Source organism: Paenibacillus sp. MSJ-34, assembly GCF_018918005.1.
GTDB lineage: Bacteria > Bacillota > Bacilli > Paenibacillales > Paenibacillaceae > MSJ-34.
In genome coordinates, this window is the sequence record NZ_JAHLPR010000044.1 from 49,230 (window position 1) to 62,213 (window position 12,984).

A 12,984-nucleotide genomic window follows, 5' to 3' on the forward strand; every position below is an offset into this window, starting at 1 on the left:
GCTTACGGCGAAGCCCCTCATCCCGATTCCGGAATCGGGCGGGTTGCCCCGCCCGAACGTCCGTTACCGTTTCGCATTTCGTTCAACCTCTCTCTTCATTGCCGGTTATAAATCGCTTAACAAATTCGTACATTTTACGGTTGTGATACCTTACGACCGTATGGCCTGTGAAGGGATAGACGTGGATCGATTTAGGCGACGCAATCCGATTGTAGGCGGCATACACCGTTTCCGGCAAGCAAACGGTATCCTTCAACCCGACGGAAACCATAACGGGAATCCGGATGCGATGCGCCAGGTTCATCATGTCGAAATAGCTTAACGTTTTCAGCACACGGTCCAAATGCTCCGGAAATCTTTCCGCGAACGCCGCCGCTTCCGTCAACGAACCGGTGGAGTTCAGCATGCCGAAATCCATATGGCACATATTCGGAATGTTCGCTACGGCCAGGCCCGGTTTGGAACTCAACGCCGATACGATGAGCGCCAATCCTCCGCCTTGGCTCGCGCCGTGTACGACGATGTTGTTCCGGTCCACTTCCGGCTGCTCCCATACCCAGTCTACCGCTTTGACCGCATCGATCGCGATCGCTTTATAGTAGCAAGTTTCATGATCCAATATTCCTTGGGTGATCCACCCCTTCTCCATGCCGTAGCCTTGATCCAGCCGATTGCCGGTCTCTCCGCCTTGGCCGCGGATATCGACGGCGAATACCGCCATGCCGAGCAGCAGCCATGCGGCGTACTCTTCCGGATATCCTTTTCCGCCGGAATAACCGTGAAACGACACAACGCAAGGCAACGATTCGCTGCGGACAAACTTCGGCACAAGATACCAACCGTGAATGGGCGTACCGTCGTACCCTTCATAGGTCACCCGGTATGCATCCGCGTAAGGAAACGGGGTCTCCTCCCGCTTGCGCTCTGCGCGCAAAGCCTTTCGTTCCGCCGCTTGCAGCGTCCGCTCCCAGAACGGCTCCAGATCGTCGCCGCCGGTTAAGTCGGGCATGTACCTCTCCAATTCTGCAATCCGTTTTTCTATCGCATTCATGTCATTTCTTCCCCTTTCGTTTCGTGGCCACAAATCTTTTCTTCCTTTTCTCATAATATTATCTTGAGAAGGCAACAAGCACAATCGGGGAAGTTGCGAGAGATAACACTTCTGTAAAAAACGATTGATTTCTCCAGATCCCCCCTAAAGGGATATCTCCCTGTTTGCCTTAATTTGATTCCTGCTCTAGTATCCCGGTCAATTCGCGTACATAACGCGCGATAATTAATTGGGGGCGGGTAATCGCGCTGCCGACTACGACATAATCCGCACCTGCCGCCATCGCCTGTGCCGCTTGTTCCGGCGACCAAATACGTCCTTCGGCGATGACCGGAACGCGCACGCGCAAACTAAGCTCATTAATCAAGCGAAAATCCGGCTCCTCACCGGACGGGCTGTAGGGCGTATACCCCGATAAGGTGGTGCCGATCATATCCGCCCCAAGCTTTTCCGCAGCCAATCCTTCTTCCAGAGTGGAGACGTCTGCCATCACTCCAGCGCCGTATCGATGCGCCAGACGGATCAATTCCTTGGCCCGCTCCAGCCGGTCTTCGCGATCCGTTACGTCCATCGCAACGATATCCGCACCCGCATTCAGCACAGCTTCTACTTCATCCGCCGTCGGCGTGATAAAAACGTCCGATCCTGGCACGTCGCGTTTAATCAGCCCGATGACTGGGAGACCAACCGCTGCTTTAATTCTTCTTATATCCTCTACCCCGTTCGCGCGAATGCCTACCGCGCCCGATTGCTCCGCCGCAACAGCCATCTTGGCCATCGTATCTCCTCCGTGCAGCGGCTCGTCGGCCAACGCCTGGCAGGACACAATCAATCCTTTTCTTGTAAAATAAACTGCCATATGGTCACCTCATCTCGCTGCCGGATATTCCACCGATTGCTGCCGATATTCGCTTGGGGTCATCCCCGTCGTTTTTTTGAACGCCGTATAAAAATGGCTCTTGGTTTGATATCCCGACCTTTCGGCAATATCCGCAATTGACCATGTCGTAGTTTCCAGCAGCTTTATTACATTTTTCATACGTTGATCCCAAATAAAGTCGGAAAGCGTGCTATGGTATACTTCTTTGAAAACTTGTCTCGTATAACTGACCGACAACGATAAATGTGCGGAAATATCCTCCGCGCTAAGCATAGGATCATGAATGCGATTTTGAACGTACTCGACGATTTCCGTAACGAGTTCCTCCTTCCGGCCGGAGGATTTGCGCCGCCCCATATTCGTAACAATTTCCTGAAGCTCCACATACAACCAATCTCTGACCTCGTTTAACGTGCCGAATCGGTCCAAGTGATTTTGGATACCGTCCACCGTTTTCAAAAAACGCCATTGTTTAAATGCTTTCATCAGTGTGTACAGAATCAGGGTCAATCGAAATTTGCATTCCGCATAAGTCAAGGTTTGCATCTGTTCGATGATCCGATCCAGCAATACCTTCATTTTTTCTACACGACCCAGACGGACGTTTTGGATCAACTCTTCCAACATCGAATCATCCTGCAGCGGCTGCACGAGATCCGAATATTGCTCAAAATCGCGTTCGCCGTACACTTTTCCGCTTCCGGTAATAAATTTCAATAGAGTTAATTCGTAAATATAATCGTAAACGGATCGGATCTCATCGTTGATGTCTCTTGGATCGCTGATTCCGACAATAACCCGGATGTCCAACCATTTTTCAATCTGCTCCGCAATTTCGCCAAATACCTCTAACGTTTCTTCCAGTGTTCTCTCATTCCTGCCAAGCAGAACGATCAGGTGATCTCCGCCGAAATCGACGCTTTCCCCGCTCCAATTCCGGCTGCGAACAATTTCCACGGCGATGTTTCCCATCGCGTATTTCATTAGTTTTCGGGAAGCAAATGTATATTTCTCCGTAAACGATGAGTATGAATCGATACGAACGGCCGCCAATTGGATATATTTATAGGTTAATAGATCGAATTCCTTAAGAATGTACTCTCTTATCGGCTCGTTCATGTGGCCATGAAGAATCCATTGGCGCAAATATTCGCCGTCAATTAAATGCCGATGGTTACGGATAGAGCGATTTATTTTATCCATGGTTTCCGCCATCGTTTCTATCCCTTGCCTGATGACTGCGTACTCCCCGTTGCGGGAGGAGTCGGACGTTCCGAGTTCCTCGCCGATTTTCCCTTTAATCATCATGGCTAGCTGGCTGAAAGGCCGGTATGTCCGGCGGGAATTCCAAAAAATAAATGCCAGCAGTACGAACAACAGTACGAGCGAAGAAATAACAATTTTGCGTTGAAAAGACGTGACCTCACTTTTTAAGTGACCCAATCCGGTAAGATAGTACATCGTCCACGGCTGGGATTTCATCTCGGCGTAATTTACAGCCCATTGTTCTCCGTCGATATCAAGGTGAAACATACCGGATCGGTCATTCTTAGACGATGATAAAACAGGCATAGACAGTTCCGAGTTAAGCGGTCCCATGATCATATTGCCTTGGCGATCCAGGACGACAACCTCAATGCCAATCTCCTGGTTGAATTGAAGCAAATATTTTTGCAGCAATCGGTTGTCTAGCAAAATCGCCAAATAGCCGTTATAGTCATGCCTGGACGGATTGGAAGGAACGATCAGCGCCATATGCGACTCACCGACGACTTCGTGATTGAAATACTGCAAAAATTTCGGCCTGTCATTTCGGATTTTATCTACTATGCCTTGGTCATAGAAAGAATCGAGCGAATGGATTCCTTTACGGGAATCGATCGCCTCGCCCGTCCGGATGTTGATCATGTAGGCGTCGAAGATAAACGACTCATTTGATAGCCAATTGGTCATCGCTTGCATGGCAGCCGTCGCGAGCATCGGATCCTTCGTTTCGGACACCAGCCAATTTTGAATATTCTGATCTTCGTACATGCTTAGTCCGTACGCCTTCAATTTTTTCAACATAAATTCGGTACTCTCCAGCGTCTGGTTTAGCTTATCATTCGTCAATTTATTAATTTCGGCTGCTGCGTACTTGGAAAACTGATGCGACAGAAATAGGGTAAATGGAATTATAATCAGGGAAAAAACAATAGACAGCAGCAAAAATATGCGAATGTACATTTGCTTTGGCGTAAACCGATTCATCTCGTTTCTCCCCCGTTATGTCAATAATTCCTTGGCATATTTCTTCCATTATTGCGTAATGAGCCGTACTGTTCGAAGCGCCAGTTGGCTAATTCGCGGACTCTCTTCCCCCGCCAAATAGCTCTCGATTTGATCGTGAAGGGGGGCGATCCATTTGTCAGGCAGCCTGACCGCGCCGTTCAGCACCCCAATGACAGATCCGGCCGTCGCGGCATTGCAATCCGTATCTAATCCCATCATAACCGCAATGCTTATCGTCTTCTCCAGATCGCCCTCCCCGTACAACAGAGCCAAGATCACGATGGCGGCATTATTAATCACATGAGTTCGGTGATAATGCCCGTATCGTTCCAGCAGTCGATCTCCGGCAGATTCCCAGTCGGATTCCCGTCTGCTCTCGTCGATCACCCATGAAATGGCTTCAAATAGCCGCGAACGTACCGGAATTTGCGCCAGTCCGGCACGTATGACAGCTTCGATGTCGCTCTCCGTAAAACTCGCCGCAATCATCGCGGCTGCGAACATCGCTCCGTAAATGCCGTTTCCTGTATGGGACAAAGCAGCGTCGCGATAAGCCATCTCTGCCGCTCGTGCAGGATTCCCAGGATTAATATAGCCGTACAGGTCCGTGCGAATTTGTGCTCCGATCCATTCCCGGTAAGGGTTTAAATGGACCGCTGTACGAGGAATCGAAACGCCTGCGCATAGGTTCAGGTAGGCGGCACGCTCAGCGGTATAAGTCATATATGGCGGCAAGTACATAAGCCACATTTCGGCAACATTGGACGTATCAAAATCCGTACCGTGTGTTTCTACGGTCTTTAGCGCCAGAATCGTATAATCCATGTCGTCGTCACGCGGCATCGCCTTGCAATATTCGATGGCGTTCCGCTCATATTCTTCCAGCATCCACTGTTCCTCTACCTGCGGAGTATGTCGGATCGTAAAGTAATGATTCAATGGATACGAGTGATGTCTTTCTAGCAAATCTCTGATTAATTCCCGTGGCCAGCCTTCAACCGGTTTGCCCAATAGACATCCTGCAGCTCTGCCCAACCAAGCTCCATAGATTCGGTCAAACAATTCGCCGAACGGGAGCGTATCTCCCTCTGTAGAAGGAATATGGTTCGTTCCGGATTCGCGCATAATTTCCGGCCAATGCGACGGTTCGACGAAACGGCATCCGCTTACCGTTTCCAGCTCGTCGATCCGGGCGTACAGTTCCCTGCACGCCCTTTCGAGCTCGTCCTCAGTCATTGCGGATATTACGGATTCCGGCAGAAGCCCCGCCGTATCCTTCCCCTGTTCTTGAAGTTGAATCAACTCATATTTCCAGATTTCTCTCCAATTTATCAATTTCATGTTACCTTACCTCTTGGCCAGAAATGCATCGATCTGTTTTTGAAGTTCGTCTTGGATGATCTTCAATGTAGGGGCAGCTTCTTCTTTAAACTTGGTCCAATACTCATCCGGATCGACTACCCCGTTAAAGATAGCCGTGAAATATTTCGCCTCAATCGTATTGTATTTGGCAATTTCGTTAGCCGCCGGTTCCGAGACAAACTCAAATCCCGTTAAGATATCCTTCTCAAAATGATCGGCTTTCCGTAAAAACTTGTTAAGTTCAATCACTTCTTCCGGGTCGGATGCGTTCAAACGGTCGTGAATGGGATTCCAAATCCAGGCGTAAGGGAACCAGGTATATTTATCGTTTAACATTTTATATTGATCCTCTCCGACCGGCTCCCAATTCTCTCCCTGAATACCGTAGGCCAACAGATCGTAATTTTCCTTCTCCTGCGTCCAATTCAAAAATTGAATCGCCCGTTCCTTATGTTTGCTGACGGCGGGAACGAACAGGAAATTCCATTGTTTAAAGTTCGAAATGTTTTTCTTAGGCGTCATATCGAAAAAAGTAACCGCTTCCACTTCTCCGCCAGGCACATTTTGGGCGATGGCTTGCTTATCTTTATCCTTGACACCGAAATCGTTCGTATTATGGATGGCAATCTTGCCGCTGCGGAACTCTTCATCCGTATCCTTAATCGCCAGAACGTCAGGGTGAATGATTTTATCGTTATACAGCTTTCTAGCGTTCAAAATCCAATCCCATACTTTGGGTTCCATTTCCTCGAACAGGTTGTACACTTTTCCGTCATTATTTTTATAGTACAATACAATGGTCGATCCTAGTGCATGTGTTTTTTGGATTCTCGTATCGTAATCGAAGTGCATGCGGAAGGAAGCTTCCGACATATATTTTTGCGAATCCTGTCCGATCGGGAGAAAGGGAACAAGATTCGGTTCCTTTTCTTGTACCGTATAGGCAAACTTGATCAAATCGTCATAAGTTTGAATGGGCGGAACCCCGAGTTTTTCCCGGATATCCTTGCGCACAAGATAGGTCGTACCCATCGCATGAGAAGAACCAAGCGGTATACCATAAATTTTGCCGTCAAACTTATTGGATTCCCACATTTCCTCGGGCCGCGAATTGATAATATTGGGACCGTATTGTTTCAGCAGGTCTTCCACCGGCTCGTAAAATCCGGCGGAGATCATTTGGTTGACATGCAGCCATGGCGCATCGAAAATCAAATCGATTTCCTCCCCGGACGCGAGCGTCATCTGCGTTTTTTGCCCGAGATCGGAAAACGGTACAAATACGACATTGAGCTTCACATTTAACGTATCGGCCATTCTGTTTTCAGCTTCTCTCAGCACCTTGTCCATATCCGCCGGGCGGTCTCCCGGTATCATGATTTTAAGGGTTACCGGATCAAGCTTGCCCGATCCGTCTTCCTGGCCTCCCACGGTCCGCTCTTCATTCCCCTGCTTCGCCCCATTGTCGGAACCGCAGCCAGCCATCGTAAGCAGCACTAACATTACCGCAAGCCCGCATGACAGTAATCTTCTAAAATTCATTTCGAGTTCCTCCTCTTTGATGGTTCATGAGATAAGACGAAATCAATCTAATCGTCAATAGCCCTGCTAGCCTTTCACAGCCCCAACCGTTAGCCCTTTGACAAAATATTTTTGGATAAAAGGATAGAACAATATAATCGGACCGATCGTGAGGCAGACCGTTGCCAATTGCACACCGCGCGATGGGATCGGCGTACTGTAGACGGTATTGCTCCCGGCAACGTACGCTTGAGCGTTAATATTCGAAATCAGTTGGCGAATCATGATTTGCAAAGGATGCAGCGTATGGTCGTCGATAAACAATAACGCCAAATACCAATCGTTCCAATATTGCAGCGCGTAAAACAGGCTCGTCGTAGCGATCGCCGGCACAGCCACCGGCCAAATGATTTTGAAAAAGATGTAAATATCGTTGGCGCCGTCGACCGTTGCCGCCTCATTTAATTCATAAGGAATGGTCCGGTAAAAGGATACAAGAATAAAAGCGAAGAACGGATTTAATAAATACGGCAGTATTAAAGACCATATCGAATCCTTCAGGCCCAGCCAACTTGAAATTAAAATATAAAAACCGACCAGGCCTGCGCCGAATATCATCGTAAAGTAAGTTAAAAAGGCCATGATTTTACGGTATTTCACCTTCGGATGAGCCAAGACATACGCGTACATCGCCGTGATGAGAACGGCAAGGGCCGTTCCTGCGATCGTCACGATCAGCGTCACCCCGTAACTGGTGAACACCTGTTTTCCCGCAAGCAAATATTCATAGGAATATAAGCTAAACTCCGAAGGGAAGAGCTGATATCCGTTCGTCTGAATGCTGGATTCCGAGGCAAACGACCCGATGATGATCATCCAAAAGGGAATGAAGCAAATCAGCGTAAACAAGACGATAAACCCGTAAATGAACCATGTAAAGCATTTATCCAAAAAGTTCAATGTCGTTTCCCTCCAACTATTTTCCAGGAAAGCAGCCCAGGGCCAATCAAAACAGTGAAGAATCCTTATCGATTCGCCTGGCTATTCCATTGAATAATACAATGGTGATTAATCCCATTATAGATTGGTACAGAACCACGGCTCCTGCCATGCTGAAATTTCCGATTTGCCGCAGCGCTCGAAAGGAATAAGTATCGATGACATCGGTTGTCGGTATTAGAATTGGATTGTCACCGACAATTCCATAAATCATTCCGAAATCTCCATAAAAAATTCGGCCGATCTGCAGCAGAAGCAACACGAAGATCGTCGGCTTAAGCAGCGGCAGCGTAATATGCATAATTTGCTGCAAGCGCGTTGCGCCGTCAATTTTGGCGCTTTCGTAAAACTCCGAAGAAATAGCGGCAATCGCCGAAAAAAAGATGATGGCAAAATAGCCCGACGTTTTCCAAACAAACAAAAACGTTAAAATGTAAGGCCAAATTTCCGCGTTGCTGTACCACGAAATCGGCTCAAGACCCATGGAAGCAAGTATTTTGTTAATCAGCCCTTCCGTCGTATTAAACATCGCATAGGTCATGAAGCTGACGACCAGCCATGAAATAAAGTAAGGCATAAATATAAGCGATTGGGAGAGCCTTTTAAAAAGCGCATGGCGCAGTTCATTCAAAAAAATGGCTAACAAAACCGAAGTTCCCAATCCAAACACAATAAATAAAGAATTTAGGAATATTGTGTTATAAGTAACCCTGAGCCAATCTCCGCCCTGAAAGAAAAATTTGAAATTTTCGAACCCCACCCAATCACTGCCCCAAATTCCTTTGCTTAGTGTAAATTTTTTAAAAGCAATGAAATGCCCAAACATGGGAAGATAGGCAAAGATGAGCAAAAACAATATTCCCGGCAAAGCCAGCACATATAAATAACGGTTTTTCGCAAGTTCCCTGAGCATTCCCATCCATTGTCACCCCCTATGGGCCGCTCACACCCTTTATCGTTGTCTTATCGTAGCGTGAGCGGGCACCCTTTTCATAGTTCTCATTTTTACTATTTAGTTCTGATACTGTCGTTGGCGAGTTCTTATTTTGCCGATCAAATCACTTCAAGCCCATCTTTATCCATTAACGCAGGAAATACCGCATGAGGTTCGGCTTGGTACCAAAAAGCGACCGATGCGATGTCGTCCTGCAGCGGAAGGTAGCGTTCGCCGGAACGCCAGCCGAGCGCCTGAACGATAACACGCAGATCCTCCTCGAAACGGATCGGATCCATCACATGCCAACGGTACATGCCAAAGCGCTGCTGAGAGCGGTACAAACCGTCCGGTGCGATGACCTGGTGCAGACCGAGGAATGCGGTTGAGAAGGAACCGTATTGACCCTGGGGATATTCGAAATTCCATGCGCCGCCGAAGTAGTCCTCCGTTCCTGTACTGCAAATTGTCGGAAACGTGCCGTCTCCGTCCAGATAAAACTTCAATTCTCCTTCGCCCCACCATCCGGTATGATTTGACTGCCACGCCAGATAAGTACCGACATAATGTCCGCGGCCGCAAATTCCGTCAACGATCGTATGAACGTCCTTATATTTCACAGGATTGCTGCGTCTCCACTGAGCATGAAAATAGGCAGCGTCGTCAGGGATATCTGTCAGGGTATAATCGATTTGATAGAATAGCGTGGCATCCTCTTCGGCGATGTTCTCCATTGTAATTTTGGCTGCCTTGCGAAACGGCATTTCCCAATAGCTGTTCATTCCCCCGGCCGGGTTGACAGCAACCGGAAGCGAATTGACGTTGCTGCGCTCGCACCAGCCGTTGCAGAAGAAGTCGCCCACAGGAACTTCTACAGACGGTTGTTCCTCCCCGTCCCAATAAATCCGCAAAATCAAGGTACGCCACACATTCGGTAAACAAGTAAGCCATATATGTTGAATCGCTCCCGGCCCGACAACATCCGCCATTGTAAACGTCGTCTTTGCTTTTACCGATACGGAAGGGGAAACTTTCCATCCTTGCCCCAAATCTCTGGCGAATCGGGAGCCTGTTCCGTCTACAGCCATCCCTGCCTTGCCTTTCTCTCCTGTAAAATTTTCCGCACAGATCGAACGAGTCTTCGCTTTGGACAACCGCGATAAGTTGCCCAATCCCATTCCTAAACCATTAAACTCCGCCATCGTTTTACATCCTTTCGTTTATCCTTTTTGGGTTTTATAATAGAACAAGATGTCCTTGAAACATCGCCCTTAGGACCTAATATTATCAACTTTATCCGAAAAATATTTAGCAGAAATCCACAACTATTTATCAAATATTGCTTTAATCTAGTATTGTTAGGCAGGAGATGACTTTCTGATGCACGCTCACCCTTTGCATAGCTTATCGCCATATATCCGCGTTGCTCTTGATAATATAATTTCACCTCCCTGGGAGCTGCGTGAAAGAATGATCTTCGATTATGAGTTGCTTTATGTTAAAGAAGGAGAGATTGAGGTAACTATTGAGGACGCGGCGTATCGGGGCTGTCCTGGCGACTTCTTTCTGTTCAAGCCGCGGCAACGGCATTCCATACGGCTTATAGGCAGTGTTCCGTTTAGGCAGCCGCATCTGCATTTTGACTTGTATTATCAACCGGACAGCGAGGACGTGAAAGTTTCTTTTAATATGATCGAACAGATGACCGTTCAGGAAAAAGCCTGGTTCCGGGAAGACACCGCTTCCTATCCGCCCATGGAGTTGCCGAATCATATGCGCTTCTCCAATCCGGCTTATCTGGAAAAAATGATGTTCGACATCATTCATGTTTTCACAATGAAAATGCCTTTTTATGAAACGGAGGCGAAAGGAATATTCGTTCAATTATGGACGGCGCTCCTGAGGGAGCAGCATCTGAGCCGACATGAGCCCGTCATTTCCCATTGGGAACGACTTGTGAGAATCAAGCAATATTTGCATCAGCAAGCGGACCGGGATATTTCATTGGGGGAATTAGCGGAAATGACGCATTTGAGCAGATACCATCTGATAAGACTGTTCAAACTTGCCTTCGGTATGACGCCGATTCAGTACCATCAGTTAATCCGAATCGGTAAGGCGAAGGAATTGGTCCAATACACGACGGAGTCGCTCACTCAGATCGCCGAACAATTAGGTTTTCCAAATATACACTCGTTCAGCAGAGTCTTCAAAAAGACGGACGGTGTGGCACCGTCTTTTTATCGCAAAAAAAATTGAGCTTAATGCGAAGTCGTCGGACTGTCGATTTGAGCTCAATCATAATCCTTATACGTACATTTGAAATCAAACGAATACGAACTGCGGCCTTCTGTGGCAAGATGAATGAGAATCGCCTGTTCGTCCGCTTCATCCGCCCGTACATGCGCCTTATCGGATGGCGGTATTCGCTCTGACAACACTCGTTCCCATTGCCCGGCAAGCTGGTCTCCCGTTACTGCAGGTCTGTCGGATGAATGACATGAACAACGCTCATACCAAGGAATTGCCCGAACGTCAATGGACGGGGGTCGACCGTTACATTAACGGCCATCTGGTGCCGTCCGATCCCGCGCTCGATCCGCCGATGCGAAACAAATCGGCGCCGTCATGCGTATAACATGTAGAAAGGAAGGATCACATATGCAAAAACGAAGCATCCGATTCAAAGGATTCGCCGCACTACTAACCTTGTTTATACTTAGTTCGACCGCCGCCTATGCGGCTCCTGGCAAAACGGCAGTTCACGTACAGAAAAACGGGAACGAAATCGCGCTGGAGAACGCGCCTTTCGCCGACAAAGGCCGGGTTTATTTGCCATTGCGGGAATTGTCCGGCATGCTGGATTTGTATACCAAATGGTCGAACGGTACGGTCTACTCCACCGGGATCAACGGGCGCTTGCAAATCGATGCCAAAACAAAACATGCGACCGTCAACGACGGCAAAACGGCCAGAACATTGCAAGCGGACGTACAAATCAAACAAGGCGTTACCTATGTCCAGCTTCGGGCCTTCTCCGACGCGTTCGGCATTCCGCTCGATTGGGACAATCGCACGAACACCGCCAACATCCGCTACGACTCGCAATATTTAGTAGCGAGCGCCAATCCGGCTGCCGATGCCGAGAACAACGTATTTTGGCTGAACCGCAAGGACGGTTCGTTGTACAAAAGCGGCAAGGTTCTGCCCGAGCTGATCGGCAAGACGAAGATGGAGATCACAGAATTAGGCGGGATGGATATCGAGTATCTCGGCAACTCGCGATTCGTCGTTTCCGTATCCGATATTTTCGGAGAACCGCATCTGAACGAGGTTCATTATAAAGCGATCGTCGATCAAAACAAAATCGTGCGGGAATCGAAAGTTCAATACTGGGGATTTCATAGCACCCAAAGCGTCGGCGGTTATGGCGACAAGATCGCGATGCTCGACGACAAGACGCTTCATCTGGTCCGTCCGAACGGCGAAGTCGTCCAATCATACGATCTGGCCGCATTGGGCGGAGAAGACGATGTATATACGGTGGAAGCGATCGACCCGGATTTCCTGTTAATTCGCCCTTACAAGAAACAGACGCTGACGCTCGTTAACTTGAAAACCAAGCAGTCCACCGTCTTGTATAAGGAACTTCTGAGCGAAGAGGAAATCGGCATACTCGAGGATTGGCCGCCTTCGGAAGCGGACTATCCCGGCGACAAGCTGACGTTCGTCAAAAAGGAAGGCGCGACGCTAACCTTTAAACATACCGCCCTCCTCAACAATACGGAAAGTAATCTGACGTTTGAGTTGAAGTAAAAGTAGAAATGGAAAAAGCCCGGGGACATCCCAATGTCATTTAGTTAAGGTCCAGAGCCAATAATCAAGAGCAAGAGCAGGTTATCGAAAAGATAGCCCGCTCTTTTTTTTGCGTATATACGAAAAAAAAGCTTGACTTCTGGTTGTAAG

Annotated in this window: 11 protein-coding genes; 3 read left to right on the forward strand and 8 right to left on the reverse strand. The window is 48.1% G+C overall.

From position 1 onward, the window contains the following. Window positions 1-82: 82 nt before the first annotated feature. The 8 genes from KQI79_RS21080 to KQI79_RS21115 all read right to left on the reverse strand — a co-directional run bounded on the left by KQI79_RS21080 (window position 83) and on the right by KQI79_RS21115 (window position 10,220). Complete coding sequence (locus KQI79_RS21080; protein ID WP_216540279.1) at window positions 83-1,051, reverse strand: acetylxylan esterase; 969 nt, start codon at window positions 1,049-1,051, stop codon at window positions 83-85. A 169-nt stretch (window positions 1,052-1,220) separates the two neighbouring features. After that, window positions 1,221-1,910 carry an N-acetylmannosamine-6-phosphate 2-epimerase gene (locus KQI79_RS21085; protein WP_216540280.1) on the reverse strand — a complete coding sequence of 230 codons (690 nt, stop codon included), beginning with the start codon at window positions 1,908-1,910 and terminating at the stop codon, window positions 1,221-1,223. Between the two features lie 9 nt (window positions 1,911-1,919). Next, the gene (locus KQI79_RS21090; protein ID WP_216540281.1) at window positions 1,920-4,181 is read right to left on the reverse strand and encodes an AraC family transcriptional regulator; all 2,262 of its coding nucleotides are present in this window, start codon (window positions 4,179-4,181) and stop codon (window positions 1,920-1,922) included. Between the two features lie 48 nt (window positions 4,182-4,229). Further along, the gene (locus tag KQI79_RS21095; RefSeq protein WP_216540282.1) at window positions 4,230-5,543 is read right to left on the reverse strand and encodes an ADP-ribosylglycohydrolase family protein; all 1,314 of its coding nucleotides are present in this window, start codon (window positions 5,541-5,543) and stop codon (window positions 4,230-4,232) included. Window positions 5,544-5,549: 6 nt separating this feature from the next. Next, on the reverse strand, window positions 5,550-7,106 hold the full coding sequence (locus KQI79_RS21100; protein ID WP_216540283.1) for an extracellular solute-binding protein: 1,557 nt from the start codon (window positions 7,104-7,106) through the stop codon (window positions 5,550-5,552). A 66-nt stretch (window positions 7,107-7,172) separates the two neighbouring features. After that, entirely contained in the window at window positions 7,173-8,045 is an 873-nt protein-coding gene (locus KQI79_RS21105) for a carbohydrate ABC transporter permease (RefSeq protein WP_230192874.1), read from the reverse strand. Between the two features lie 46 nt (window positions 8,046-8,091). Beyond that, a complete protein-coding gene (locus tag KQI79_RS21110; RefSeq protein WP_367398220.1) occupies window positions 8,092-8,730 on the reverse strand; it encodes an ABC transporter permease subunit in 639 nt (212 codons plus the stop codon). A 407-nt stretch (window positions 8,731-9,137) separates the two neighbouring features. Continuing rightward, window positions 9,138-10,220 carry a glycoside hydrolase family 172 protein gene (locus tag KQI79_RS21115; RefSeq protein ID WP_216540285.1) on the reverse strand — a complete coding sequence of 361 codons (1,083 nt, stop codon included), beginning with the start codon at window positions 10,218-10,220 and terminating at the stop codon, window positions 9,138-9,140. Between the two features lie 268 nt (window positions 10,221-10,488). Here KQI79_RS21115 and KQI79_RS21120 point away from each other — a divergent pair, with 268 nt between their 5' ends. The 3 genes from KQI79_RS21120 (at window position 10,489) to KQI79_RS21130 (ending at window position 12,834) form a co-directional block, all read left to right on the forward strand. Then, window positions 10,489-11,277 (forward strand): AraC family transcriptional regulator, encoded by a 789-nt coding sequence (locus KQI79_RS21120; protein ID WP_253298305.1) that lies wholly within the window; start codon window positions 10,489-10,491, stop codon window positions 11,275-11,277. Between the two features lie 241 nt (window positions 11,278-11,518). Next, entirely contained in the window at window positions 11,519-11,656 is a 138-nt protein-coding gene (locus KQI79_RS21125) for a hypothetical protein (RefSeq protein ID WP_216540287.1), read from the forward strand. A 23-nt stretch (window positions 11,657-11,679) separates the two neighbouring features. Beyond that, window positions 11,680-12,834, forward strand: a complete 1,155-nt coding sequence (locus KQI79_RS21130) for a copper amine oxidase N-terminal domain-containing protein (protein WP_216540288.1) — start codon at window positions 11,680-11,682, stop codon at window positions 12,832-12,834. Window positions 12,835-12,984: the final 150 nt, after the last annotated feature.